Annotated in this window: 20 protein-coding genes and 1 pseudogene; 5 read left to right on the top strand and 16 right to left on the bottom strand. The window is 68.1% G+C overall.

Annotated elements, in window-relative coordinates; all coding sequences use genetic code 11:
* The 4 genes and pseudogenes from ACKVMH_RS04920 to ACKVMH_RS04905 form a co-directional block, all read right to left on the bottom strand.
* The coding region (locus tag ACKVMH_RS04920; protein ID WP_412699462.1) for a DEAD/DEAH box helicase at positions 1-1,240 on the bottom strand (1,240 nt) is incomplete at its 3' end.
* A 327-nt stretch (positions 1,241-1,567) separates the two neighbouring features.
* Positions 1,568-2,995 (bottom strand): annotated as a pseudogene (locus tag ACKVMH_RS04915) (M1 family aminopeptidase); the annotation flags it as partial.
* On the bottom strand, positions 2,916-5,315 hold the full coding sequence (locus tag ACKVMH_RS04910) for an ABC transporter permease (RefSeq protein WP_412699461.1): 2,400 nt from the start codon (positions 5,313-5,315) through the stop codon (positions 2,916-2,918). The pseudogene ACKVMH_RS04915 and the gene ACKVMH_RS04910, both read right to left, overlap by 80 nt.
* 12 nt (positions 5,316-5,327) lie before the next feature.
* Entirely contained in the window at positions 5,328-6,239 is a 912-nt protein-coding gene (locus tag ACKVMH_RS04905; protein ID WP_412699460.1) for an ABC transporter ATP-binding protein, read from the bottom strand.
* 266 nt (positions 6,240-6,505) lie between these two features.
* Here ACKVMH_RS04905 and ACKVMH_RS04900 point away from each other — a divergent pair, with 266 nt between their 5' ends.
* A complete protein-coding gene (locus tag ACKVMH_RS04900) occupies positions 6,506-8,590 on the top strand; it encodes a M13 family metallopeptidase (RefSeq protein ID WP_412699463.1) in 2,085 nt (694 codons plus the stop codon).
* Between the two features lie 123 nt (positions 8,591-8,713).
* On the opposite strand, the gene ACKVMH_RS04895 is transcribed toward ACKVMH_RS04900, so the two are convergent.
* The gene (locus ACKVMH_RS04895) at positions 8,714-9,370 is read right to left on the bottom strand and encodes a rhomboid family intramembrane serine protease (RefSeq protein ID WP_215219895.1); all 657 of its coding nucleotides are present in this window, start codon (positions 9,368-9,370) and stop codon (positions 8,714-8,716) included.
* Between the two features lie 66 nt (positions 9,371-9,436).
* The gene (locus ACKVMH_RS04890; RefSeq protein ID WP_251370660.1) at positions 9,437-9,769 is read right to left on the bottom strand and encodes an MGMT family protein; all 333 of its coding nucleotides are present in this window, start codon (positions 9,767-9,769) and stop codon (positions 9,437-9,439) included.
* 40 nt (positions 9,770-9,809) lie between these two features.
* On the opposite strand from ACKVMH_RS04890, the gene ACKVMH_RS04885 reads away from it, so the two are divergent.
* Entirely contained in the window at positions 9,810-10,220 is a 411-nt protein-coding gene (locus ACKVMH_RS04885; RefSeq protein WP_412699459.1) for a hypothetical protein, read from the top strand.
* Positions 10,221-10,253: 33 nt separating this feature from the next.
* On the opposite strand, the gene ACKVMH_RS04880 is transcribed toward ACKVMH_RS04885, so the two are convergent.
* A complete protein-coding gene (locus ACKVMH_RS04880; RefSeq protein ID WP_215219893.1) occupies positions 10,254-11,381 on the bottom strand; it encodes an inorganic phosphate transporter in 1,128 nt (375 codons plus the stop codon).
* 9 nt (positions 11,382-11,390) lie between these two features.
* Positions 11,391-12,017, bottom strand: a complete 627-nt coding sequence (locus tag ACKVMH_RS04875; RefSeq protein WP_215219892.1) for a DUF47 domain-containing protein — start codon at positions 12,015-12,017, stop codon at positions 11,391-11,393.
* Positions 12,018-12,304: 287 nt separating this feature from the next.
* On the opposite strand from ACKVMH_RS04875, the gene ACKVMH_RS04870 reads away from it, so the two are divergent.
* Positions 12,305-13,651, top strand: a complete 1,347-nt coding sequence (locus ACKVMH_RS04870; RefSeq protein ID WP_215219891.1) for a hemolysin family protein — start codon at positions 12,305-12,307, stop codon at positions 13,649-13,651.
* Positions 13,635-14,276 carry an exopolysaccharide biosynthesis protein gene (locus ACKVMH_RS04865; protein WP_215219890.1) on the top strand — a complete coding sequence of 214 codons (642 nt, stop codon included), beginning with the start codon at positions 13,635-13,637 and terminating at the stop codon, positions 14,274-14,276. The genes ACKVMH_RS04870 and ACKVMH_RS04865 overlap by 17 nt, the downstream gene beginning before the upstream one ends.
* Positions 14,277-14,296: 20 nt before the next feature.
* Here ACKVMH_RS04865 and ACKVMH_RS04860 read toward each other — a convergent pair whose 3' ends face one another.
* From ACKVMH_RS04860 to ACKVMH_RS04850, 3 genes are all read right to left on the bottom strand, one after another.
* A complete protein-coding gene (locus tag ACKVMH_RS04860; RefSeq protein WP_412699458.1) occupies positions 14,297-16,516 on the bottom strand; it encodes a putative bifunctional diguanylate cyclase/phosphodiesterase in 2,220 nt (739 codons plus the stop codon).
* Positions 16,513-17,430, bottom strand: a complete 918-nt coding sequence (locus tag ACKVMH_RS04855; protein ID WP_412699457.1) for a phosphate/phosphite/phosphonate ABC transporter substrate-binding protein — start codon at positions 17,428-17,430, stop codon at positions 16,513-16,515. Before ACKVMH_RS04855 ends, ACKVMH_RS04860 begins: the two co-directional genes overlap by 4 nt.
* An 88-nt stretch (positions 17,431-17,518) precedes the next feature.
* Entirely contained in the window at positions 17,519-18,322 is an 804-nt protein-coding gene (locus ACKVMH_RS04850; protein WP_412699456.1) for an RNA methyltransferase, read from the bottom strand.
* 105 nt (positions 18,323-18,427) lie between these two features.
* Here ACKVMH_RS04850 and ACKVMH_RS04845 point away from each other — a divergent pair, with 105 nt between their 5' ends.
* A complete protein-coding gene (locus ACKVMH_RS04845) occupies positions 18,428-19,255 on the top strand; it encodes an inositol monophosphatase family protein (protein WP_215219886.1) in 828 nt (275 codons plus the stop codon).
* Positions 19,256-19,330: 75 nt separating this feature from the next.
* Here the strand turns inward: ACKVMH_RS04845 and secF are convergent, their stop codons facing one another.
* The 5 genes from secF to queA form a co-directional block, all read right to left on the bottom strand.
* Positions 19,331-20,299, bottom strand: coding sequence for a protein translocase subunit SecF (gene secF / locus ACKVMH_RS04840; RefSeq protein ID WP_412699455.1), 969 nt, complete (start codon positions 20,297-20,299; stop codon positions 19,331-19,333).
* A 12-nt stretch (positions 20,300-20,311) separates the two neighbouring features.
* A complete protein-coding gene (secD, locus tag ACKVMH_RS04835; RefSeq protein WP_215219884.1) occupies positions 20,312-22,177 on the bottom strand; it encodes a protein translocase subunit SecD in 1,866 nt (621 codons plus the stop codon).
* A 56-nt stretch (positions 22,178-22,233) separates the two neighbouring features.
* Positions 22,234-22,569: a preprotein translocase subunit YajC gene (gene yajC / locus ACKVMH_RS04830; RefSeq protein WP_412699454.1), complete on the bottom strand. Its 336-nt coding sequence runs from the start codon at positions 22,567-22,569 to the stop codon at positions 22,234-22,236.
* Between the two features lie 84 nt (positions 22,570-22,653).
* A complete protein-coding gene (gene tgt, locus ACKVMH_RS04825; protein WP_412699453.1) occupies positions 22,654-23,772 on the bottom strand; it encodes a tRNA guanosine(34) transglycosylase Tgt in 1,119 nt (372 codons plus the stop codon).
* Complete coding sequence (gene queA, locus ACKVMH_RS04820) at positions 23,769-24,821, bottom strand: tRNA preQ1(34) S-adenosylmethionine ribosyltransferase-isomerase QueA (protein ID WP_215219881.1); 1,053 nt, start codon at positions 24,819-24,821, stop codon at positions 23,769-23,771. The genes tgt and queA overlap by 4 nt, the downstream gene beginning before the upstream one ends.
* Between the last annotated feature and the right edge of the window lie 131 nt (positions 24,822-24,952).

The raw sequence follows: 24,952 nt of genomic DNA, 5'->3' as shown, positions 1-24,952 counted from the left end.
GCTTGCCGTGGCCGCGGTTGCCCGCGTTGCGGCCGGCCGGGCGCGGACCGCGGTTGCCCGCGTTCTGGCGCGGGTTCGGCAGTGCCACGTCCAAGCGCAATGGACGGCTCGGCTCGTAGCCCGCGACCGTCACCAGCTCGACGTCGTTCTTGAGGATCTTCTGGATCTGCCGCAGCAGCCCGCCCTCGTCGTGCGAGACCAGCGACAGCGCCTCGCCGCTCGCGCCATTGCGGCCCGTGCGGCCGATCCGGTGCACGTAGTCCTCGGCCACCATCGGCAGGTCGAAGTTGATCACCAGCGGCAGGTCCGGGATGTCCAGGCCGCGGGCGGCGACGTCGGTCGCCACCAGCACCCGGGCCTTGTTGGCCTTGAACAGGTTCAGGGCCTTCTGGCGCTGGGCCTGGCTCTTGTTGCCGTGGATCGCGACCGACTTCAGGCCGGCGGCCTCGAGTTGCTCGGACAGGCGGTTGCAGCCGTGTTTGGTGCGGCCGAACACCAGCACCTGGTCACCCGGACGCTTGGCGATGATGTCGATCAGCAGGTCGCGCTTGCGGCCGCTGTCCACCGGGTGGGCGATGTGGGCGATGGTGTCGGCAATGGTGTTGTTGGCCGCCACCTGCACCTGCTTGGGGTCGCGCATGAACTGCAGCGCGAGCTGCTTGAGCTGGGCCTCGAAGGTGGCCGAGAACAGCAGCGTCTGGCGCTGGGCCGGTACCTTGCCGAGGATGCGCTTGATCGCCGGCAGGAAGCCCATGTCGAGCATGCGGTCCGCTTCGTCCAGCACCAGGATCTCGATGCCGTCGAGCTTGGCGGTGCCGCGCTCAAGGTGGTCGATCAGCCGGCCCGGGGTGGCCACCAGCACGTCCACGCCACGACGCAGCATGTCGACCTGCGGGCCCATGCCGGCGCCGCCGAAGATAGTGCCGAAGTTCAGGCGCAGGTGCTTGCCGTAGGAGCGGATGTTGTCGTTGACCTGAACCGCCAGCTCGCGGGTCGGCACCAGCACGAGCGCGCGCGGCTTGCGCGAACCGTTGGCGGCGGTCTGCTTGGACAGGTGGTTGAGCAGCGGCAAGCCGAACGCGGCGGTCTTGCCGGTACCGGTCTGGGCGCCGCCCAGCAGGTCGTGGCCGGCCAGCACGAGCGGGATGGCCTGGGTCTGGATCGGGGTGGGCGTCGTGTAGCCCTGTTCGGAAAGCGCGCGCAGCAACGCGGGCGCCAGCCCGAGCGATTCAAAAGTCATGTCTGGAACTCCGAGTGGTTAGAACCGCACGTGCGTGCGGCAAGACCCGGAGCGTTCCCTAACCGCGCTGCGAGCATTTTCTGTTTGTGACGGCACCGGATGCTCCGGACCGTGTCGGCGCGACGAAAGACGTGCGGGATAGTCGCACCGGACCACGCCTTTCGGGGCGGGGGGTCTTGGCCGGATGGCCAACCCGTGCGAGGGCATACCTGGGAAACGTGCCCCTTGCGGGGTAGGCAGCCGTGCGCTGAACGGGGCGGATGTTACGGGAAAGGCGCAGGCAGCGCCATCGCGGCCCGCACCGCCCGTTCAGTTTTTCGCACGGACCTAGAGAGTCACCCGTCTTCGGTTATCCGCGGAGACGCGGTCGATCAGTTTGTTGAACGGATCGAAGCCGGCCTCGTACGGCGGCTTGTCGACCACCACCGTCACCTTTGGCGACTCGGAGGTGATGTGGTGCCGCTCCAGGTACAACACTTCCTCGTCGGCCTCGTCGCCCGACGGCCCACGGGCAAACACCCCGACTTCGACCCAGTCGTCGAGCACGGCGGGCGTCTCCCTGCCCTCGCCGTCGGCATACAGCTTGGCGGCGTGCAGGTCGAGGGTGACTTCGTACTTGCCGTCATCGCGCTTGACCGCCGTCGCGCCCTGCACGCGGTTGTCGTAGAAGCTGATCTTCTCGAACAGGTCGGTGATCAGCTGCTCGTGCTTCGGACCGGCCTCGGCGCGGATGTACTCGAGCAGCTCGGCCGATGTGGTGAACGGCGCCTGCTGGTAGGCCTTGTCGGCGATGAACTTCGACAGCGCGCGGTTGAGTGCGTCCTCCCCGATCTCCTCGCGCAGGCGGTAGAACACCAGCGAACCCTTGCGGTAGTGGATGTAGGGCTGGTTCTCGACGCGGTAGAGCGGCAGCTCCTCGATGTTCTCGCCCGCGCGACCCGACAGGTACCGGTCGAGTTCGTACTTGAGGAAGCGGCGCATCTTCTCGCGCCCGTATTCCTTCTCCATCACCATCAGCGCCGAGTACTGCGACAACGACTCGCTGAGCACAGTCGATCCCTGGACGTCGGCGCCAATGACCTGGTGGGCCCACCACTGGTGCGCGATCTCGTGCGCGGTGACGTAGAACACGTAATCGATCGCGTCCTCGTCGCGCAGGTCGGCAATGAAACCGATCGACTCCGAATAGGGGATCGTGCCGGCAAAGGCCTGGGCAAAGCTGCCATAGCCCGGGAACTCCAGGATCCGCACCTGCTCGTGCTGGTAGGGGCTGAAGTTGGCCTCGTAGTACGCCAGCGACTTCTGTACCGACTCGATCATGCGGTCGACATTGAACGGGTGCGCAGGGTCGTAATAGACCTCGATCGGCAGCTCGTCAGGCGTGCCCGGCTTGTACGCGCCCTTGCGCACTTCCCACTCCGCCGACAGGGTGGCGTGGAAGTTCAGCATCGGCCGCTGCATCGCGTAGTCGAAGCACCGGCGTCCGTCGCGTTCGTACTCGCGCTCCAGCACGCCCGGCGCCAGCGCGATCTGTTCCGGGGCGGTGCAAACGGTCGTGCTGAAGTCGATCCAGTGCGCATCGTCGCTGATGTAGGTGTTGGCGCGCGCGGCCTCGTCCTCGAGCGCGGCCATGCGAGGCAGCTCCTCCATGCCGCGCTTGCGCCGCTCGTTGCGGTCACTGATCTGGCTTCCGGCCGAATAGCCGAAACGGGGCAGCAGCTCCTCGGAGTTGAAGAACGTGCCGTTGTCGACCAGCCGGGTCCAGCCCTGGTCGTTGGCGAAACCCTGGCGCGCGTAGCTGACGGCGAAGTCCATCTGCCGCGTATCGCCGGGCTGCATCGGCGTGCCCAGCCTGTAGATGCGGTAGCCGAGCTGCTCGTCGTTGCTGGTGATGGCCGCCTCGCCGAACCCCAGCCGGTCCAGGCCGCTGTCGGGGTACCACTGGACGTGGAGGTCGGTGATCGGCTCGTCGTGCGGGTTGGTCACGGTGTACTGGCCGCGGACCTGCACGCGCTGCTCGTGGGGGTACAGGTCCACCTCGGTCCTCACGGCGGTGATGCGAGGCTGCGGTAGCCCGTCGTACTGGCGGTAGAGCGTCTCGTAACGCTGCTGGCGGTCGAGCGCGTCGTCGCCTGCCAGGTACTCGTTGCGGACATTNGTGGGGGTACAGGTCCACCTCGGTCCTCACGGCGGTGATGCGAGGCTGCGGTAGCCCGTCGTACTGGCGGTAGAGCGTCTCGTAACGCTGCTGGCGGTCGAGCGCGTCGTCGCCTGCCAGGTACTCGTTGCGGACATTGGTGTTCCAGAAGATGAAACCGCCGAGCGCGGCGAACAGTGCCAGGCTCGCAGCCAGGGCCCAGGCGTTTCCGCCGGCCAGCCGCTGCCGCGCCAGCCGCAGCCGATCGCGCCGGCTCGGCGCCACGCCGCGCACCCAGAACGCCGCCGAGACAAGCAGCAGGGCCAGCAGGCACGCGCCCCAGTACGACTGGAACCACAGCCGCCCCGCCAGGAAGTGGCCGTAGCCGTTCATGTCCGAGTACGGCGCAACCGGTGCGGAAGCGTAGCTGTAGAGGTTGTGGTCGAAATCGAGGAACCCCAGCGTGCCTTGCAGCACCAGCCATGCGATCAGCAGGCCGTAGCCGATGAACTTGTTGTTGCTCAGCACCTGCAGCACCAGCGCAAGCCCGCCCATCAACACGAACGGCACCGAGCCCAGCACGATCTCCTGAACGTACAGGGCCGGCTCGATTGCAGTGAATCCCTTGAACAGCTGGAACCCGACCGCGGCAAGCGCGCCGATCGCCTGGAACGCCAACACCACGGCCGCCAGCGCTGACATCTTGGCGGCCAGTGGCACCCAGTTCGGCACGGGCATCGCGTCGGTGACCTCACCGAGCCGCGCCCCGCGCTCCTTCCAAACCAGTTCGCCAGCGTAGAACATCACCACGAAGATCAGCATGAAGCTGTAGCTGTTCTGCAGCGAGGTGTTCATCAGCGACGTCACCGGGTACACGCGGGTGCCGAACATGGTGTCGGCAAGGCTGGCGCTCGCAATGAAGTTGGCCACCGCGAACAGCAGCATCACCAGGAACGGCACGCTGCGGAACACGCCCACGGTGTCGAACCACCACTGCCGCACGAACTGCGTCCACGCGACGGTCGCGCCCGTTGCCGGCGTGACCCGGGGCGGCGCGGATACCTGCGGACGCGCGAACGCGGGCGCGGCCTGCGGCGTGCGCCGGCCGAACCGGCCCAGCGACCATCCGCGCCCCGTCCCCGCACGCTGCGGCTTGAACAGCGCGAACGCCGCCGCGACCAGTGCCACCGACAGCGCCACCCACAGCACCCGGTTGGCCAGCAGGTAGCCGGTCAGCTCCGGCAGCTCGCGGTTTATCTGGTCGGCCGACCAGTAGCGCGTGGTCCGGTCCAGCGCGGTCATGCCCAGCGGGTCGACCAGGGTCGCGAGCCAGACGTTGTCGAGGTCGCCGGTCAGCACGCCCGCCACGGAATTGAGGATGAAGAACCCGATCACCCCGAGGTACACCACCAGCACGCTTCGGGTGGTCACCGCCAGCAACGCCAACAGGGCGCCGCTGAACAGCAGGTTGGGGATCACGATCACGGCGAAGCCCCAGGCGTAGGGCACCAGGGAGAACGGACCGAGTCGCTCAGGGTCCACCCACGGCATCGTGGGCCCGACCATCAGGCCAACTGCAACCACCAGGTAGATCACCATGCAAGCGGCCACCGCCGCCAGGAATCGCCCGAGCAGGAAGTCCCGCTTGCGCATCGGGCTGGAGAAGAAGAGGTCTGCGGTGCCGAGTTCGAAGTCGCGCAGCAGCGCGCCGCTGATGAAGCTGACGATCACCAGCAAGCCGAGGATGGTGAACATGCCCAGGAATCGAACGATCACCGTCGGTGCATTGCGGTCGACGTTTCCGACCGCGTTGCCGACGACCACCGCATCGGAGCTGGACGCGCCGAACGCGAACAGGCCGAACATCAGCGCCATCAGCCACAGCAAGGGCGCGCGCAGTTGCTGCCGCAGTTCGAAGCGGAAGAATTCAAACGTCATGCCAGTGCCCCCTCAGGCCGCGACGGCGTGCGGGGCACGGGCCGCCTGCTGGCGCAGGCGCTGGAAGTACACGTCCTCGAGGTCCGGCGCGACCTGCTCGAAACCCTCCTCCGGGCGTTCGGGCGCGAACACGTGGATCACCGGGTTGCCTGCCACCAGCCGGGTCGACAGGACGGTGTGGCGGTGCTCGTAGTCGCCAAGCGTGGCCTTTGCCACCTGCTTGCGCCAGACCTGGTTGGCCAGTGCGTCGATCGCGTCGGACGGGCGCCCGGTCAGCAGCACCTGGCCCTTGTTCATGATGGCCATCGTCGGGCACAGGTCGGTCACGTCCTCGACGATATGGGTCGACAGGATCACCGCGACGTTCTCGCCGATCTCGGCCAGCAGGTTGAGGAACCGGTTGCGCTCCTCCGGATCGAGGCCAGCGGTGGGTTCGTCGACGATCACCAGCCGCGGGTTGCCCAGCAGCGCCTGGGCGATGCCGAAGCGCTGGCGCATGCCACCGGAGAACGTCCCAAGGTTGCGCTTGCGTGCGTCCCAGAGGTTGACCTGCTGCAACAGGCCATCGACCACCTCGCGGCGCAGCTTGCGCGCGGTCAGACCCTTGAGGACGGCGAAGTGCTCGAGCAGGTCGAGCGCGCTCACCTTCGGGTAGACACCGAAATCCTGCGGCAGGTAGCCGAGCTGGCGTCGCACCGCGTCCTTGTCCCGAAGCACGTCGATCACCGCCCCGCCCTCGCCTTCCAGCGTGGCGCTGCCGCTGTCGGCCTCCTGCAACGTCGCCAGCGTGCGCATCAGCGACGACTTGCCGGCGCCGTTGGGGCCGAGCAGGCCGAACATGCCGCGCGGCACGTCGAGGCTGACACCGTCGAGCGCGCGCACGCCGTTGGCGTAGGTCTTGGAAAGATCGCGGATGGTAAGCATGTCGTCCCTGTCTGGTTACCGCCGATCGCGGCCAGGCTGATCGTAGGGACAGCGGCAGGCCGCCAGAATGGGCAAAAGTCATCCGTGACCAACGACGCAGTGTCATCCGGCACAGGCGGCGAGCCTGTCCATTCAGCATCCCGGCATGACCTTCGACACCCGCCGGCCGGTCCGGGCAGGTTTAACGTCGTCCGGTCCCGGCATCCGTCCGGGCCGTCTTCCCCATGCCTTTCCGGCCGGAGCCACACGTGAACAAACCGCAAGTCCTGCTGCTGTCCCTTGCCATCGCCACCGTCGTCGCCGCCTGCTCCAACCAGGACGCCGGTCCAGCCGCCAACGGCGCCGATGCCGCACCGGCCGCCGATGCCAACGCGCTGACCCTCGACGAGAGCAACCTGCCGCCGGTCAACCGCTTCAGCGCCGACCAGCTCGACACCACCAAGAACGCCTGCACGGACTTCGGCGGCTACGTCAACGGCAAGTGGCTCGCCGCCAACGAGATCCCGGGCGACCGCACCAGCTGGGGTGCGTTCGAGATGCTCGACGAGCGCTCCACCGCGGTGCAGCGCCAGCTGGCCGAGCAGGCCGCCGCCAACGACGGCGCCACCGGCGTGCAGGACATCGTCGGTGACTTCTGGGCGACCGGCATGAACGCCGAGCAGATCAACGCCCAGGGCATCAAGCCGATCCAGGACCGCCTCGACGCGATCGCCGCGCTCGACAGCCACGAAGCCGTCGCCGATTACCTGCGCACCAGCGCCGCCAAGGGCGAGAACTTCCTGTTCGGCTTCGGCCCGGAAGCCGACTTCAAGAACTCCGAGATGAACATCGCCTACGCGATGCAGGGCGGCCTGGGCCTGCCCGACCGCGGCTACTACTTCGACGCCGACAAGAAGGACAAGCTCAACGCGTACCAGGCGCACGTCGCCAAGGTGCTCGAACTGTCGGGCATGCCGGCCGCCGAGGCGACCGACCGGGCGGCCGACGTGGTCGCGTTCGAGACCCGCCTGGCCAAGGTATCCAAGTCCAGCGAGGAGATGTCGCGCGATGTCTCGCTGTTCTACAACCCGGTCACTCCGGCCGAGGCCGACAAGCTGACCCCGAACTTCACCTGGACGAAGTTCTTCGAGTCGCAGGGCCTGCAGGCGCCGGAGATGTTCTCGCTGGCGATCCCGGCCTTCCACCAGGAAGTCAGCACGATGCTGGGCGAAGTGCCGGTCGAGGACTGGCAGGCGTACCTGCGCTTCCACACCGTCGACGGCGCGTCGCCGTACCTGTCTGACGCGTTCGTGCAGGAGAACTTCAACTTCTACAACAAGACCATGCGTGGCCAGAAGGAGCTGAAGGAGCGCGCCAAGCGCGTGCTCGACACGATCGAGGGCAATGTCGGCGAGGCGCTCGGCCAGATGTACGTCAAGGTCGCCTTCTCGCCCGAGTCCAAGGCGCGGATGGAAACGCTGGTCACCAACCTCAGCGAGGCGCTCAAGGTCCACCTCGAAGGCCTGGAGTGGATGGGCGACGAAACCAAGAAGCAGGCGATGGAGAAGTGGGCCAGCTTCACCCCGAAGATCGGCTACCCCGACAAGTGGCGCGAGTGGACCGGCCTGGAGACCGGCCGCGACAGCTACATCGGCAACGTGCTGGCGGCCAACGAGTTCAACTACAAGTGGAACCTCGGCAAGATCGGCAAGCCGGTCGACAAGACCGAATGGGGCATGAGCCCGCAGACGGTCAACGCCTACTACAACCCGCTGGCCAACGAGATCGTGTTCCCGGCCGCGATCCTGCAGCCGCCGTTCTTCGACCCGGAAGCGGGTGACGCGATGAACTACGGCGGCATCGGCGCGGTGATCGGCCACGAGATGATCCACGGCTACGACGACCAGGGCAGCCGGTTCGACGCCAAGGGCAACTTCGAGAACTGGTGGACCGAGGCCGACGCCAAGGGCTTCTCCGGCCTGACCGACCAGCTGGTCGCGCAGTTCGACGCCTACGAGGCGATGCCGGGCAAGAAGGTCAACGGCAAGCTGACCCTGGGCGAGAACATCGCCGACCTGGGCGGCCTGGCGATCGCCTACGACGCCATGAAGAAGGCGACCGAAGGCACCGAGGATCCGATGACTGACGGCATGACCCGCGACCAGCGCTTCTTCGCCAACTGGGCAACGGTGTGGCGTCGCAACTTCACCGACCAGGAGCTGGAGGTCCGCCTGACCACCGACCCTCACGCACCGGCCAACTTCCGCGCGATCGGTGCCCCGTCCAACCTGCCGCAGTTCGCCGCGGCGTTCGACTGCAAGGCCGGCGACGCAATGGTGCGCGGCGACGGCGACCGGGTCGTGATCTGGTAAGTCCCGCCAGGCGCCCGGTCATCCGGCCGGGCGCCGAACGCGGTCGCTTACGCCTGCAACATGGCAGAAGGCCCGGGCATGTCCCGGGCCTTCTTTTTTCAGGTACGTGCGCTGTGGATCCGGTCAGCGGACGATGCGCGGCCGCGGCGGTCCGCGCCGGCCGAACGGGGGCTGCCCACGCCAGTAACGGATCAGCAACCAGCCGAACAGCATCCCGCCCAGGTGAGCGAAGTGGGCCACGCCCGGCTGCCAACCGGTGAACCCGAGCAGCAACTCGGCAAGGCCGTAGACGATCACCAGCGTGCGCGCCTTCATCGGGATCGGTGGGATCAGCAGCATCACGCGCTGGTGCGGGAACAGCATGCCGTAGGCCAGCAGCAGCCCGAACACGCCACCCGACGCACCCACGGTGGGGTACGCCGGCCCGCCCTCCGCCATGGTCCAAGCGCCGACCGCCAGCTGGCACACCGCAGCGCCGACGATGCACACCAGGAAGTACGTCAGGAAGCGCTTTTCGCCCCACGTGTGCTCAAGCGGGGCACCGAACATCAGCAGCGCCAGCATGTTGAACAGCAGGTGGGTGATGTCGCCATGCATGAAGCCGTACGTCAGCAACTGCCACGGCAGGAATTCGGTCGGCGCATAGGGGCTGTCGCCAGCACCCAGTGGCCACAGCATGAAAGGGGCAAGCGCCAGCTCGCCCAGCAACATTTGCAGCACGAACACCAGTCCGTTGGCGATCAGCAGGCCCTTGGTCACGGGCGGCAGGTTGGAGAACATCGGAGCTCCTTGGATTCGCGCGCATGGTAGCCGGTCGCGCGTGAAGCACTGCCGGGGACGCAGGCCTCAGTCGACACCACCCCAGAGCTGCTGGTCGAGCGTGGCCGCCGCACGCTGGCCGCGGACCCGGCCGCCCTCCACCCACACCCCCTCGGCGCGCAGGCGCGCGCTCTGTTCGGTGAACGCGTCGGAGTCAGGGGGAAAGGCGATCCGGCCGTCCGACCGGAGCACCCGGTGCCATGGCAAGGCGGGGTCGTCGTTGCCGCTCAGCAGCCGGGCCACCATCCGGGCGCGGCCCGGCAGGCCCGCGCGCCGCGCGACCTCGCCATAGCCGGCGACCCGACCGCGCGGGATGGCGCGGATCGCGGCCAGGATGCGTGCGGTGGCGTCGTTCTCCATCGGGGGAGCATGATAGGCGTCCCGCACCGGAGGCGCGCGCATGCCCAGTTTCAACCAGATCCGCCAGATGCTGGCCGAGGCCGGCTTCCGCTTGTCGGTCCAGGAAGAAGACGTGGTCTGCATCGAGCTTTCGCTGGAACAGGGAACCCGCCACCAGGCGATCTTCCTGTCCGAACTCGAGGACGACGACGGGCGCCCGTACCTGCGCGTCAGCACCGCGGTGTCGCCGACCACTGGGCTGGATGCGCGCCGCGCGCTGGTGTTCAACTGGCAGAGCCGGGTCGGCTACCTCGCGATCGGCGACCTGGACGGGGTGCCGTACCTGCAGCTGTGCGAGAACCGTCCGTTTGAAGGGCTGGACGCCGCCGAAGTGCACCGCTTGGTGCTGGAAATCGGCGGGCTGGGGGACCGGATGGAGCGCGCGCTGTCGGCGGACGGCGACCTGCTGTAAGCCGGTTTTCGCGTCCTGCGACGCCCGGCCGGGTTACACCCAGCCGAGCGCGTGCAACAGGCGGAACAGGCCGTAGGCGATGCCGCCGGCCATCGGGATCGTCAGGATCCAGGCCCAGATCATCTTCTCGACGACCGTCCACTTGATGGCGTTCAGTCGCTTGGCCGTGCCCACGCCCATGATCGCCGACGAGATGTTGTGCGTGGTCGACACCGGGATACCCAGCGACGAAGCCGCCAGGATCACCGAGGCGGCGCTGGTCTCGGCCGCGAAGCCGTGGATCGGGTGCAGCTTGACCAGCTTGTGGCCCAGCGTCTTGATGATGCGCCAGCCACCCGCGGCGGTGCCGGCCGCCATCACCAGCGCGCAGCTGACCTTGATCCAGGTATCGATGTCGCCGTCGGCCAGCGCCGCGTCGGACGGGTGCAGGAACGCGAGCCAGTCGGGCAGGTTGTCCAGCGTGCCGGCGGACTGCGCGCCGACCAGCGCCAACGCGATGATGCCCATGGTCTTCTGCGCGTCGTTCATGCCGTGGGCGAAGCCCATGCCCGCGGCGCTGACGATCTGCGCCTTGCCGAACAGGCCGTTGACCCAGCGCGGGCGCGCCGCGCGCGCCAGCACGCCGCCGCTGCGCGCCATCATCGAGATGATGAAGAACAGCACCCCCATCACCAGGAAGCCGGCCGCGAAGCCGAGCACGGGCGAACTCACCATCGGCACCACGACCTTCCACAGCACGCCGGCGCTCTTGTAGACCGGTTCGGCCGGCTCGGACCAGATGATCGCGTCGAAATCATTCGAGGCCGCCGCCAGCGCCGCACCCAGCAGGCCACCGATGAGCGCGTGCGAGGAGGACGAGGGCAACCCCCACCACCAGGTGATGAGGTTCCAGACGATGCCGCCCATCAGCGCGCACAGGATCAGCTGGGATCCCACCTCCACAACGCCGGCGTCGATCAGCCCGGACGCGATGGTCTTGGCGACGGCGGTACCTGCCAGCGCGCCCACCAGGTTCATGCTCGCCGCCAGGCCCACCGCCTGCATCGGCGACAGCACCTTGGTGGCCACCACGGTGGCGATGGAGTTGGCGGTGTCGTGGAAGCCGTTGATGTACTCGAAGATCAGCGCGACGAGTACGACGGAGATGACCAGCGTGAGCATCGGAAGCCCTTACGAGTTCTTCAGGACGATTTCGTAGGCGACCACGCCGGCCTCGCGGCAGCGGTCGATCGCCTTTTCCAGGATTTCGAAGAACTCCTTGAGCAGGAACATCTGCAGCGGGTCGAGCTTGCCCGAGTAGATGTCCCGATACAGCTCCAGCATCAGCCGGTCGGCCTCGTTCTCCAGCGCGCGCAGCTCGTCGCTGAGCGCCTTCATCTGGTCCAGCTTCATCTTCGGCAGCGCGCGGATCATCTTGACCACGACGCTGGCAGCCTGCTCCAGCATCGCCGCGCGCGGCGCGAAGTCGATGTGCTCCAGGTGCTGCAGCGCCATCGAGTAGCGGTCGGCGAACTTCTCGATCTGCTTGGGGATCTTGTACAGCGCCGAACCGAGCGCCTCGATGTCCTCGCGCTCGATCGGGGTGATGAAGCTGTCCACCAGCGCCTGGCTGATCTTGTCGGAGGCCTCGCGCTCGCGCTGGCGGGCGAGCTTGAACGCGTCCAGCGCGGGCTGGCGGTCGGTTCCCCGCAGCATTTCGTGCAGGGCCCTGGACGCGTCGTGGGCGGCCACCGCGGCCTCCTCGAGCAGCGTGTAGAACTGGTTACCTTGGCCGAACATGGTTTGCAGGGAAAACATCGGGATGACCTCGTCGTGCCGTGTCGGTACCGGACAGCAGGATTGGAAATGGAGGGGGATGGCATGGCCTACGGCGCACGCTGCCGGCGCGATTATGACGGTTTGGTGACGGATTCGCTCACCCGGGCTTCATCCGGGCGCTGGCGGGCCAGCTGATAACATCGGTCGGCGCCGCTTCCGGCGCGCCTGTTCCCCCGCCCCTCAATGGACGACGACCCAAGACCTCCGCCTGCCGGTTCCGCGCGGCACCCGCACTGCCCCACTCCGTCCCGGTCAGGAGCCGCCCCGTGCTCGAGCTGCTGATCGTCCTGGCCCTGATCGTCCTCAACGCGTTCTTCGCGATGTCGGAGATGGCGCTGGTGACCTCCCGCAAGCTGCGCCTCAAGCAGCTCGCCGAGGACACCACCGCGCCCAGCCGCGCGGCGCAGAAGGCGCTGGTGCTGGCCGAACACCCCGACAAGATGCTCTCCACCGTGCAGGTCGGCATCACCCTGATCGGCGTGTTGACCGGCCTGTTCGGTGGCGAGGCGATCGGCCTGATCATCTCCGGCTGGTTGCTCGGCGTGTGGCCTGCGGCCACCGAGTACGCACAGCCGATAGGCATCGGTACCGCGGTGGCGCTGATCACCGCCGCCCAGGTGATCTTCGGCGAACTGGTGCCCAAGCGGCTGGCGATCACCAATCCCGAGCGCATCGCCTGCGCGGTGGCGATCCCGCTGTCCGCACTGGCCTCCGCGGCCACTCCGATCGTCCTCGCACTGGGCGCGATCAACCGCGCCGTCCTGCGCCTGCTGGGCATCCGGGACGACGCGCGCACGGCGATCAGCGAAGAGGAGATCCGCATGCTGGTGAGCGAAAGCCACGAGCAGGGCGTGATCGACGCCGACGAGCGCAAGATGGTCAACCGCGTGCTTGGGCTGGGCGACCGGACCACCGACAGCCTGATGACCCCACGCACCCGCATCACCTGGCTGGACGCCGACGCGCCGCTCATCGACAACCTGGCGGTCATGCGCAGTTCGCCGTTCTCGCGCTTCCCGGTGTTGCGCGGCAGCGACCAGGACGTGGTCGGCGTGGTCGAGGCCAAGTCGCTGCTGCGCGCGCTGGCGCCGGGCGAGCCGATCGACCTGTTCGGCGACATGCGCGAGGCGCTGTTCGTGTCCGAGTCGACCCACGCAATGAAGCTGCTGGAGATCTTCCGCGAAGAGCAGCAGTCGCTCGCGCTGGTGGTCGACGAGTACGGCGACGTGACCGGCGTGGTTACGGTCAACGACGTGATGAGCGCGGTGATCGGCCGGGTGCAGTCCGGCGCGTCGGGGTCCGAGGGCTTCGAGGAGAGCGACTCGCCCGTGGTGGAACGCGCCGACGGCTCCTGGTTCATCGACGGCTCGCTGCACGTGGAGGACCTGCGCGAACTGCTGGGCGACAACGTCCCGGGGCAGGACGAACACGATTTCCACACCGCCGCCGGCATGGTGATCGCCCACTTCGGGCGCATCCCCAACGTCGGTGAGATGTTCTCGTGGCCGGGCTGGCGGATCGAAGTGGCCGACCTCGACGGTCCGCGCATCGACAAGCTGCTGCTGTACCGCGACGCTCCCGAAGACTCGAACGACGATGAAACCACCGGGTAGGTACGACCGCGAAACCCTCGCCGAAGCGGGCACCCGGTCCCTGCTCGACGCCTTCGCGGTCGGCAACCCCGACGAGGTGCTGCAGCTGGGCGACGTGTTCGCCGGCCTGGGCAAGCGGTCGTTCGGCATGCTGCTGTTCGTGACCACCCTGCCCGCCTTCATCCCGATCCCGGGCGTAGGCGGGGCCGTCAGCGGGCCGCTGGTGGTCCTGGTGGGTCTGCAGTTGCTGTTCGGGCTACGCAAGCCGTGGCTGCCGAAGTTCATCGCCCGTCGTGGGCCGCATCGTCACCTGATGGTGCGGTTCCGCAACCGCCTGTCACCGTGGCTTGCGCGGCTGGAACGCGTGGTCCGGCCGCGCGCCAGCGCCATGCTCGACTACCGCCCGGCCAGCGCGGTGACCGGGATGATGCTGATCCTGCTCGGCCTGCTGCTTTCGCTGCCGATCCCCTTCACCAACTTCGTGTTCGGTGGCCTGCTGCTGCTGTTCGCGTTTGCGTTGCTCGAGCGCGACGGCCGGTTGATGGCGATCGCCTGGATTGCCGGGGCGGCCGCCGTAGCGGTGTTCGGGGTGCTCTCCGGGCAGCTGGCGGCGATGGCGGCGCGCTGGGTCGACCTGCTGATCTGACAACGCGCACGCCGCCATGCTCAGCCGCGGTCGAGCATCTTGTCCAGGGGCGAGCGCGGGGCCGGTGCCGGCAACGGCCGGTCGGCACGCAACTGCGCCATGAACGCCTCCAGCGGCATCGGCTGGCCCAGCCAGAAGCCCTGCGCCTGGTCGCAACCGCGCTCGCGCAGGAGCCCGTACTGGCCCTCCTTTTCGACGCCTTCGGCCACCACGGTGATGCCCAGCGAATGGGCCATCGCGATGATCGCCGTGGTCAGGGCGAGGTCGTCGGGGTCGCGCAGGATGTCGGCGACGAAGCTGCGGTCGATCTTCACCCCGTCCACCGGCACCCGGCGCAGGTGGCTCAACCCCGAGAATCCGGTGCCGAAGTCGTCCAGCCAGACCTTCACCCCCGTCTCGCGCAGGCGCGTCAGCAGCTTGTTGGCGAGGATCTCGTCGCCAATCACGGCGGTCTCGGTCAGCTCGATGTGCAGCCGGGCGGGTTCCAGCCCGCTGTCGGCCAGGCAGGCGGCGACAACCTGCGGCAGGTCGCCGCTGCGCAGCTGGCGCGGGGACACGTTGACCGACACGAACAGCGGGGGGTCGCCCGCATGCGCCTGCGGCCACTGGATCGCATCGCGGCAGGCGGCACGCAGCACCTTGGGCCCGATCGACTCGATCAGTCCGCTCTGCTCGGCCACGTCGATGAACACCGACGGCGCGATCATGCCCAGCTCCGGGTGGCGCCAGCGCAGCAGGGCCTCGGCACCCACCATCCGTCCGTCCGACAGCCGGTGGATCGGCTGGTAGGCCAAGCTCAGCTCGCCACGGCCCCAGGCCTCGCGCAACTCCTGCTCCAGGTGCACGCGCCGCTCGACCGCCTGGTCCATGGCGCGGCTGTAGAAGCGGTAGCAGTTCTTGCCGGCTACCTTGGCCTGGTACATCGCGATGTCGCCGTTCTTCATCAGCGACGTAGCGCTTTCGGCATCGTCCGGGAACAGGCTGATGCCGATCGACGTACCGAGGAACACCTGCCGCCCCTGCAGCGACAGCGGCGCCCCGAGGGCGGTGACCAGCGCCTCCGCCAAACGCGCGGCCACGGCCCGGGCATGGCCGGCCTGGCCGGCGGCCGGATCGCTCTCGACGAGGATCACGAACTCGTCGCCGCCGAACCGCGCCAGCATCGCGCCGTCGCCGCCGAGCCGGTCGACCACCATGCGGATGCGCTGTGCGAACTGCAGCAGCACCTCGTCGCCGACGTCGTGGCCAAGGGTGTCGTTGATGCGCTTGAAGTCGTCGATATCGGCAAACAGCAGCGCCAGCTCTCGGCTGCCACCGTGCAGGCTCAGCAGGTGGTGGTCCAGCGCCTCGCGGAACGCAAGCCGGTTGGCCAGGCCCGTCAACGCGTCGGTGTAGGCCATCCGGCGGATATCGCGGTCATGCCGGACCACGCTCTCGCGCATCCGGCCAAACGCACGCATCAGATCGCCCAGCTCGTCGGACCGCACGCGGGACGGCAACCGCCGGTCATCGCTCGCGCCCGGTTCGAACTGCCCCGCCTCGATCTCGCGCGCGGCATCGGCCAGGGCGCGGATCGGCTGCACCAGCGTGCGGCGGACCATCCACGAAACGGCGGCCCCGAGCACCAGCAACGCGAAGCCGAACGAAACCAGCCAGGCGAGGTTGCGCCGTCCGAGGTCGGCGAGGCGTCCGCGCAGGTCGCCGATGGCGCCCTCCTGCGCCGCCTGGATGGCGCCCAGGTCATAACCGACCCGGATGCCGCCGATGCGCTCGCTGCCGATCGTCACCGGCGTGGACACGTCCATGATCGACTCGCCGAACTGTGCGTGGACACTGCGGGCGTTCATCGCCTCGTAGGCAAAGGCGTCGGCCATCGGCTCGCCATAGCCGCGGATCTCGTCGGTGCCGTCGTGCAGCACTTGGCCATTGGCGTCGAACACCAGCACGTAGCGGGTGTCGGGCTGCCGCAGCGTGGTCTGGACCAGCGCGCCGATGGCGTCGAGGTCGAAGTAGTACATCGGGTTGGCGAGCGACTCGGCCAGCTGCGCCACCGTGCCCTCACCCCGCCGCTGCAGACTCTCGCTGGCCATCGTGCCCATCGCGTCGCGGCTGAGGTCTTCCACCTCGTCCTGCATGCGGTGCTGGCGGTGCAGCAGCATCCCGATCAGCACAGTGACGCCCAGCAGCGCGCCGGCCATGACCAGCAGGAACTGTGCATGCAGGCCGGGACGCAGCTTCATTCGACCTCCGCCCGCACCCGCGCCACGCCGGTCTGCATCCGCCTCAACGCCTGTTCGGACGCGGGGTCGATCGGCAGGAAGCGCGTGGTCTGGAAGAACCGCAGCATCGCCTCCCGCGCGGCCGGGTCGGCGGCGGCTTCGACCAGCACCTGCTGCAGCCGGGCGCGCACCCGGGGGTCCATGTCGTGGCGCACCAGCTCGACCGCGCGCGGGTAGTCGTCGGTCCGGCCGATGACCACCAGGTCTGTCTTGAAGGCGGGCGGCATGCGCCTGGGGTTGATCCAGTCGAGGTTGCTCATCACCCCCGCATCGACCAGCTCCTTGTGCACCCAGGTGGCGATGTTGAGCTCGGAGCGCGCGAACACGTAGCCCACCGCTGCGGTCTCGATCCGGTCAACCGGCGAGAGCAGGATCTCCAGCTCGATACCGTTGGCCAGCAGCTCGCCGGCGGGCGCGAAGTAGGCGCTGGTGGACGACGGGCGCTGGAAGGCGATCCGGCGACCGCGCAGATCCTCGAGGGTATCGATGCCGCTGTCGCGGCGGGCGAAGAACACGCTGTGGTAGTGGCTGGTGCCGTCTCTCTCGGTCACGAGCAACGGCTCGGCGCCGGCGCGCTCGCGCAGCAGCATGCCGGTACCGGCGGTCTCGGTGACCCAGTCGACCCGGCCACGCCGCAGGTAGCTGGCCATCTGCTGGGAATCGCGCGCCATCAGGATGCGGCCTTCGCGGATGCCGACGTCGGCCATCCGCGGAACCACGTAATCCAGCAGCGGCTCGAGCTGTTCGTAGTGCGTATGCGGGTCGTCGCTGATGCGCCCGAGCACCAGCACGCCATCGTCCGCGGCGGACGCCGGCCCAACGGACGAAAATGCGGCGAGCAGCAGGAAAGCCAGGCTGCACAGGCGGACGGTCAAGACGGAACCCCAGGGACGCCCCTGACAAAGGGCACCGCGGCAGACTAATTCAAACGCAGGTCCGCCGATACTGCCCCGTCCGGACAGCTCAGCCGCGCCGGGCCAGCATCGCCATCCGCTGTGCGTCGGACAGGATGCCGCGCAGCAGCCGCACCTCACGCTCGTCCATGTCAGCCCGCAGGAACAGGCGCCGCAGCTTCCGCATCGCCGATTCAGGCGCGCGGCCCTTGTGGAAGTCGATCTCGTCGAGGGTTTCGGCCAGTTGGCCGAACAATCCCTCCAGTTGCGCGTGGGAGGCCGGCGGGTCGCGCGGCTCGGTGGGCGGAGCCGGGGCTGCACCGGCCAGCAGCGCCAGGCGCAATTCGTAGGCCAGCACCTGGACGGCGGCGGCAAGGTTGAGCGAGCTGTAGTCCGGATTGGCGGGGATGTGGACGGCCGCGTGGCACAGCTGCAGCTCCTCGTTTTCCAGTCCCGTGCGCTCGCGCCCGAACACCAGCGCCACCTCCGCGCCGCCGGCCGCGGTGGCGACCGCACGGGTCGCGGCGTCGCGCGGCAGCAGTTCCTCCAGCGCGACCCGCCGGCTGCGGGCCGTACAACCCAGGACCAGCCGGCAGTCGGCGACCGCCTCGGCCAGGGTGTCGTGCCGGGCAGCGCCTTCCAGCACATCGTCCGCGCCAGCTGCCAGCGCCGATGACTCGGCATTGGGCGACTTTTCGGGGGCGACCAGGACCAGCCGGGCCAGCCCCATGGTCTTGAGCGCGCGGGCGGCCGAGCCGATGTTGCCGGGGTGCTGGGTGCCGACCAGCACGATCCGCAGCCGGAGTGCGGCATCCGGGCCGCGGGTTGCTCGGGCGGGCGCTCCGGCCTCGTAGGTGGTCGCTTCGGTGTTCATCGGGCAATGGTAAACTGCGCGGCCGGCCACGACTCCGTCGTGCCATCGCCGGCCCGCTCTTTCCCCCCGCCAGCCCTTCCCCCACCTCCCTCGAGGCCGTTCGCCATGCAGAAACCCGCCGTCACCCTCATGGTCAAGGCCGCCCGCGCCGCCGGCAACGTGCTGCTGCGGCACATGTACAAGCTCGATGCGCTGAACGTGGTGGAGAAGGACCGCATGGACTTCGCCAGCGAAGTCGATGGCCTGGCCGAGAAGGAGATCATCAAGGAATTCCGCCGCTCAACCCCCGATTACGCGATCCTCGGCGAGGAAGGCGGTTCGGTGAAGTCCAAGGTCGGCAGCCGGTTCACCTGGGTGATCGACCCGCTGGATGGCACCAGCAACTACCTCCGTGGCATCCCGCACTTCTGCGTGTCCATCGCGCTTGTCGAGAACGGCGAACCGGTCCATGGCGTGATCTTCGACCCGTTGCGCAACGAGCTCTTCACCAGCAGCCGCGGCAGCGGCACCACCCTCAATGACAAGCGCGTGCGCGTGGCCGACCGCAAGGACCTGGACGGCGCGATGGTGCTGACCGGCTTCCCGCCGCGCGAGCGCAAGCGCGCAAGCGCACAGCTCAAGTGTGTCGACACGCTGCTGGTCGAGATCGAGGACATCCGCCGCACCGGCTCGGCCGCCCTCGACCTGGCCTACGTCGCCTGCGGCCGCGCGGACGCGTACTTCGAAGCCGGCGTGAAGCCGTGGGACATCGCCGCCGGCGCCCTGATGGTGCGCGAGGCCGGTGGCAAGGTCTCCGACTTCCGTGGCCGCACGACCGGCCCGATGGATGCGCGCGGCGTCGATGGCCGTCCGTTGCTGGCGGGCAACATCAAAGTGGCCGAGCTGCTGCAGCAGCGGATCGTCAACACCGGCTACGCCAGCGCCTTCGACTGAGACCTGGCGACACCCGCCCATGAAAAAGGCCGCGTTGAACGCGGCCTTTTTCGTACCTGGTGACCTGCCACACGGTCAGGGACGACGCGCCAGCGCCGCCTCGTCCTTGGCCTTGGGGAGGAGGTCCTGCTTGGTGACCTTGAGGAAGCCCAGCGTCAGCAACGGCGAGGCGATCAGGATCGAGGACAGGGTGCCGACGACCACGCCGATCATCTGCGCCTCGGCCATGCCCTTGAGAGAACCGCCGCCGTAGAGGTACAGCGCCAGCACCGCCAGGAACGCCACGAACGAGGTGATAACCGTGCGCGACAGGGTCTGGTTGATCGATGCGTTGATGATCGCGTCGGGGTCGGCCCGCATCGAGCGGAAGTTGTCGCGGATGCGGTCGAACACCACGATGGTGTCGTTGATCGAGAAGCCCAGCACCGCCAGCACGCCGGCCAGCACCGTCAGGTCGAACTCGTGCCCGGTCAGCGAGAACCAGCCCAGCACGATGGTTACGTCCTGCAGCGAGGTGATCACCGCCGCGATCGCGAACTTCTTCTCGAACCGGAACGAGATATAGATCAGGAAGCCGACGACGACGAAGATCACCGCCCAGATGCCATTGAGCGCGAGGTCGCGACCGACCTGCGGGCCAACGAAGTCGCTGCGCACCACAGTGCCCGGGTTGTCGGGGGTCGACACCGCGCGGGTGATCTGCGCGGCGGCCTCCGCGTTGGCGGCGATGTTGTCCTCGCCATCCTCCACGCCGTCGAGTTGCATGCGCACGAGCAGGTCGTTGCCTGACCCGAACGAGATCACCTGCGCGTCGCCGAATCCGGCCTCGGCCAGGCGGCCGCGGGCGTCCTCGATGTCGACGGGCTGGGCGAAACGCAGCTCGGTCACCGTGCCACCGGTGAAGTCCAGCGCGAAGTTGAAGCCGCGGGTGGCGATCGATCCGAGCGACACGAGGGTCAGCGCGATCGCCACGGCGAACGCCACCCACTTCATCCGGAGGAAGTTGATCCGCGGTTCGGCCGGGAAAATGGTCAAAGGTTTCATGTTCGGTTCCCGTCAGATCGCGATGGACTTGAGTTTCTTGCGCCAGCCGTAGATCAGCGTGGCCATCGCGCGCGACCCGGACACCGCGGTGTACATCGAGGTGATGATGCCGACGATCAGCGACACCGCGAAGCCCTTGACCGGGCCGGTGCCGAACGCGAACAGCGCTACACCGGCGAGGATCGCGGTGAGGTTGGCGTCCATGATCGTGCCGGTGGCCTTCTCGTAGCCGGTCGCGATCGCGGTCTTGGGCGGCATGCCCGCGCGCAACTCCTCGCGTATGCGCTCGTTGATCAGCACGTTGGCGTCGACCGACAGCGCCACCGTCAATGCGATACCGGCCAGGCCCGGCAAAGTCAGGGTGGCGCCGAACAGCGACATCACCGCGACCAGCATCAGGATGTTGAGCAGCAGCGCGGCGCAGGTGATCAGGCCGAACATGCGGTAGTACACGAGGAAGAACAGCAGCGCGAACGCGAAGGCGAAGACCACCGCGGTCAGGCCACGCTCGATGTTCTCCTTGCCCAGGCTCGGGCCGACGACACGCTCTTCGACGAAGTCCATCGGCGCGGCCAGCGAACCCGAGCGCAGCAGCAGCGCCAGGTCAGCCGCCTCCTTGGCGCTGTCCAGGCCGGTGGTCTGGAACTCCTTGCTGAAGACGCCGTTGATGGTGGCGACCGAGATCACCTCCTCGCTGACGCGGGTGGTCCTGACTTCCTCGCCATTGACCATCCGCACCTCGGGGATGCGCTCGATGTACACCACCGCCATCGGCTTTCCGACGTTCTGGCTGGTGAAGTCGAACATCCGCTGGCCGCCCGAGGCGTCCAGGCGCACCGACACCGACGGCGTGCCAGTCTGCGGGTCCATGCCGGAGGTGGCACCGATCAGCTGGTCACCCGAGGCGATCACGCGCTTGTTGAGCAGGATCGGGATCGGCTTGCCGTCCGGGCCCAGCTCCTTGCGGTAGTACACCTTGGCCTGCGGCGGCACGTTGCCGGTGGCGACGGCGTCATAGGCGTTGCCTTCAAGCGCCGCGCGGTATTCGAGGGTCGCGGTCGCGCCGATCAGACGCTTGGCCTCGGCGGTGTCCTGCACGCCGGCCAATTCGACCACGATGCGGTCACTGCCCTGCCGCTGGATCAGCGGCTCGGACACACCCAGCGCGTTGATGCGGTTGCGCAGGGTGCCGAGGTTCTGCTCCAGCGCGGCGGTCGCCATGCGTTGCAGCTCGGCATCCGGGATCGAGAGCGTGATCACGCGACCCTCGGCGTCCATCGCGAGCGCCGGTTGGCTGGTCGCGATCTGCTGGCGCGCCTTGTCCACGTCCGACGCGTTCGCGAGGGTGATCACGATGCGGTTGTCGGGGCGGCGCGAGACCGACTCGTAGCGGATGCGCGCATCACGCAGTACCACCCGCGCGTCCTCGACGATCGCAGTGAGGTGCTTGTCGAGCGCGGCGGCCTGGTCGACCTGCATCAGGAAGTGCACGCCGCCCTGCAGGTCCAGGCCGAGCGACATGCCCTGCGCGCCAAGCGCCGTCAGCCAGTCAGGGACGGTGGAGGCGAGGTTGAGCGCGGACACGTAGTCGCTGCCCAGTACCTGCTCCAGCGCGTCAGATGCCTTGGTCTGCGCATCGGGGCTGGGCAGCCGGACCAGCACGTTGTCCCCACCCAACTCGACCGACTTGACCGGCACGCCGGCCGATTCGAGGGTCGTCTCGATGCGCTCGACGAGCGCGGCATCGACCGGGGCACCGCGGCTGGCGGTAACCTGGACGGAGGGATCCTTCTGGTACAGGTTGGGCAACGCGTACAGCGTGCTCAACAGAATGGCGAGCACCAGTACGACGTATTTCCAGCGCGCATAAGTCAGCATCGATTGCCCCTGCGGCAGCTCCCCGGCCGCCGTGCGTCAAATGGTTTGGAGACGGCTCAGGCCGACTTCAAGGTGCCCTTGGGCAGGACGTTGCCGATCGCGCCCTTCTGCACGCGGATGCGGACGTTGTCGGCGATCTCGACCGTGATGAAGTTGTCGCCCAGGTCGACCACGGTGCCGGCGATGCCGCCGTTGGTCAGCACTTCGTCGCCGCGCGACAGCTTCTCGAGCATGGCCTTGTGCTCCTTGGCGCGCTTCATCTGCGGGCGGATCATCAGGAAGTACATCACGCCGATCAGCAGGATCGGGAACAGCAGCGACATGCCGAAGCCGCCCGGCTGGGCCGCGGTCTGCGCATGGGCGGGGGCAATCAGGAGGTCGAGCAGGTTCATGTCGGTTTCCGGAAGGGGCTGAAAATAGCCGGGGATTATGCCACGGGGCGCGTCCGGCCCCTTTGCCGGCGCTGGCGCGGCCGCTCAGCCGGCCGCGCGGGCCTTGGCCGCATGGAAGGACTCGCGGAAGGCGGCGAAGGTTCCCTGCGCGATGGCCTCGCGCATGTCGGCCATCAGCCGCTGGTAGTGGCGCAGGTTGTGCAGGGTCCCCAGCATCGGCCCCAGCATCTCGTTGCAGCGGTCCAGGTGGCGCAGGTAGCTGCGGCTGAACCCGCCCGCGCAGGCGTGGCAGTCGCAGCCTTCCTCGATCGGGCGGAGGTCTTTCTCGTACCTGGCGTTGCGGATGCGCACGACGCCGTCGCGGGTGAAGAAATGGCCGTTGCGCGCATTGCGGGTCGGCATCACGCAATCGAACATGTCGACCCCGCGCGCGACGGCCTCGACGAGGTCTTCGGGTCGCCCGACGCCCATCAGGTAACGCGGCCGGTCGGCCGGCAACTGAGGGGTGGTGTGCTCGAGCATCGCGTTTCGCTCGGCCTCGGGCTCGCCTACGGCCAGCCCGCCAATCGCGTAGCCGTCGAACCCGATGTCCTTCAGCGCGTCGGCCGAACGGGTCCGCAGTTCACGGTGCACGCCGCCCTGGACGATGCCGAACAGCGCCGCGTCGTTGCCCTCGTGGGCACGCCGCGAGCGTGCGGCCCAGCGCAGGCTCAGTTCCATGGAGGCACGCGCGACCTCCTCCGTCGCCGGATACGGGGTGCACTCGTCGAAGATCATCACGATGTCAGACCCGAGCACCTTCTGGATACGCATGCTCTCCTCGGGGCCGAGGAACACCCGGCTGCCGTCGGTCGGCGCGGCGAAGGTGACGCCTTCCTCGGTGATCCTGCGCTTGTGCGCCAGCGAGAACACCTGGAAGCCGCCGGAGTCGGTCAGGATCGGGCGGTCCCAGCGCTCGAAGCCGTGCAGCCCGCCGTGCGCCTCGATCACCTCAAGCCCCGGCCGCAGGTACAGGTGGAACGTGTTGCCGAGGATGATCTCGGCGCCCAGTTGCTCCACCTGGGTAGGCAGCACGCCCTTGACCGACCCGTAGGTGCCGACCGGCATGAACGCGGGCGTCTCGACCGTGCCCCGCGGGAAGGCCAGCCGGCCGCGGCGGGCGGCACCGTCAGTGCACAGCAACTGGAACGACATCCGGCTCATGCGGCCGGCTCCGGGAACAGCAGCATGGCGTCACCGTAGGAGAAGAACCGGTAGCCGGCGGCGATGGCGTGGTCGTACGCGGCAAAGACCCGGTCCTTGCCGGCGAACGCGGAAACCATCATCAGCAGCGTGCTTTCCGGAAGGTGGAAATTGGTGACCATCGCGTCGACCGAGCGGATCCGGTAACCGGGGAGGATGAAAAGCCGGCTTTCCCCCTCGAACGGCCGCAGCTCCCCGTCGGGATTGGCGTCGGTGGGCTGCATCGCCGACTCCAGCGCCCGCACGACGGTGGTGCCGACGGCGATGACGCGGCCGCCGGCCGCACGGGTACGGCGCACCTGCTCGACCAGCGCCGCGCCGACGTTGATCCACTCGCTGTGCATCACGTGCTCGGACAGGTCGTCGACCCGGACAGGCTGGAACGTACCGGCCCCGACATGCAGCGTGACGTGGCCTGATTGCACCCCACGCGCGGCCAGGGCGTCCAGCAACGGCTGGTCGAAATGCAGCCCCGCGGTCGGCGCGGCGACCGCACCGGCCTGTCGCGCGAACACGGTCTGGTAGCGCTCGGCGTCGTCCGCCCCGGGTTCGCGCTGGATGTAGGGCGGCAACGGCAGCCGGCCGGCGTGCTCCAGCCAGGCCTCCAGGCCCTCGGCCACGTGGAAGCGCAGGTGGAAGAACTCGCCGTCCCGGCCCAGTACTTCGGCCTCGCCGCCGGCGTCCAGCGCGATCCGCGCACCGGGCTTGGGCGTCTTGCTGACGCCCAGCTGGGCACGCGCCTCGCCATCGCCGAGCAGCCGCTCGACCAGGATCTCGACGCGGCCGCCGGTCTGTTTGCTGCCGAACAGGCGTGCCGGGATCACCCGGGTGTCGTTGAACACCAGCAGGTCACCCGGCGCCAACAGGGCCGGCAGCTCATGGAACACATGGTCGGCGAAGGGGGCAGGCGCGGGCGGTACGACCAGCAGGCGGCTGGCGGACCGCCGGGCCAGCGGTGCCTGGGCGATCAGGGCCGGCGGCAGCTCGTAGCGGAAATCGGATTTCTTCAAGGTGGGGCTTCTTGCTGGGTCGATACACGTCGGCGCTGGCGCGACGGAACGGCACAGTGTACGGGCGCCGGGGGTTATCCCGGCATCGGCCGCGTGATAGAATCACGCAACTGATTGATTAGAAACAGGAA

Origin of the sequence: Lysobacter zhanggongensis, assembly GCF_046638635.1 — a bacterium.
GTDB lineage: Bacteria > Pseudomonadota > Gammaproteobacteria > Xanthomonadales > Xanthomonadaceae > Novilysobacter > Novilysobacter luteus.
This window is presented reverse-complemented; position numbering and strand designations above follow the sequence as displayed.

Excerpts from the sequence above, each read along its gene's own strand:
- secD (WP_215219884.1), bottom strand. The coding sequence starts at position 22,177 with ATGCTGACTTATGCGCGCTGGAAATACGTCGTACTGGTGCTCGCCATT.
- secF (WP_412699455.1), bottom strand. The coding sequence starts at position 20,299 with ATGAAACCTTTGACCATTTTCCCGGCCGAACCGCGGATCAACTTCCTC.
- yajC (WP_412699454.1), bottom strand. The coding sequence starts at position 22,569 with ATGAACCTGCTCGACCTCCTGATTGCCCCCGCCCATGCGCAGACCGCG.
- tgt (WP_412699453.1), bottom strand. The coding sequence starts at position 23,772 with ATGAGCCGGATGTCGTTCCAGTTGCTGTGCACTGACGGTGCCGCCCGC.
- ACKVMH_RS04860 (WP_412699458.1), bottom strand. The coding sequence starts at position 16,516 with ATGAAGCTGCGTCCCGGCCTGCATGCACAGTTCCTGCTGGTCATGGCC.
- ACKVMH_RS04890 (WP_251370660.1), bottom strand. The coding sequence starts at position 9,769 with ATGGAGAACGACGCCACCGCACGCATCCTGGCCGCGATCCGCGCCATC.
- ACKVMH_RS04905 (WP_412699460.1), bottom strand. The coding sequence starts at position 6,239 with ATGCTTACCATCCGCGATCTTTCCAAGACCTACGCCAACGGCGTGCGC.
- ACKVMH_RS04875 (WP_215219892.1), bottom strand. The coding sequence starts at position 12,017 with ATGTTTTCCCTGCAAACCATGTTCGGCCAAGGTAACCAGTTCTACACG.
- ACKVMH_RS04885 (WP_412699459.1), top strand. The coding sequence starts at position 9,810 with ATGCCCAGTTTCAACCAGATCCGCCAGATGCTGGCCGAGGCCGGCTTC.
- ACKVMH_RS04865 (WP_215219890.1), top strand. The coding sequence starts at position 13,635 with ATGAAACCACCGGGTAGGTACGACCGCGAAACCCTCGCCGAAGCGGGC.
- ACKVMH_RS04850 (WP_412699456.1), bottom strand. The coding sequence starts at position 18,322 with ATGAACACCGAAGCGACCACCTACGAGGCCGGAGCGCCCGCCCGAGCA.
- ACKVMH_RS04895 (WP_215219895.1), bottom strand. The coding sequence starts at position 9,370 with ATGTTCTCCAACCTGCCGCCCGTGACCAAGGGCCTGCTGATCGCCAAC.
- ACKVMH_RS04845 (WP_215219886.1), top strand. The coding sequence starts at position 18,428 with ATGCAGAAACCCGCCGTCACCCTCATGGTCAAGGCCGCCCGCGCCGCC.
- ACKVMH_RS04880 (WP_215219893.1), bottom strand. The coding sequence starts at position 11,381 with ATGCTCACGCTGGTCATCTCCGTCGTACTCGTCGCGCTGATCTTCGAG.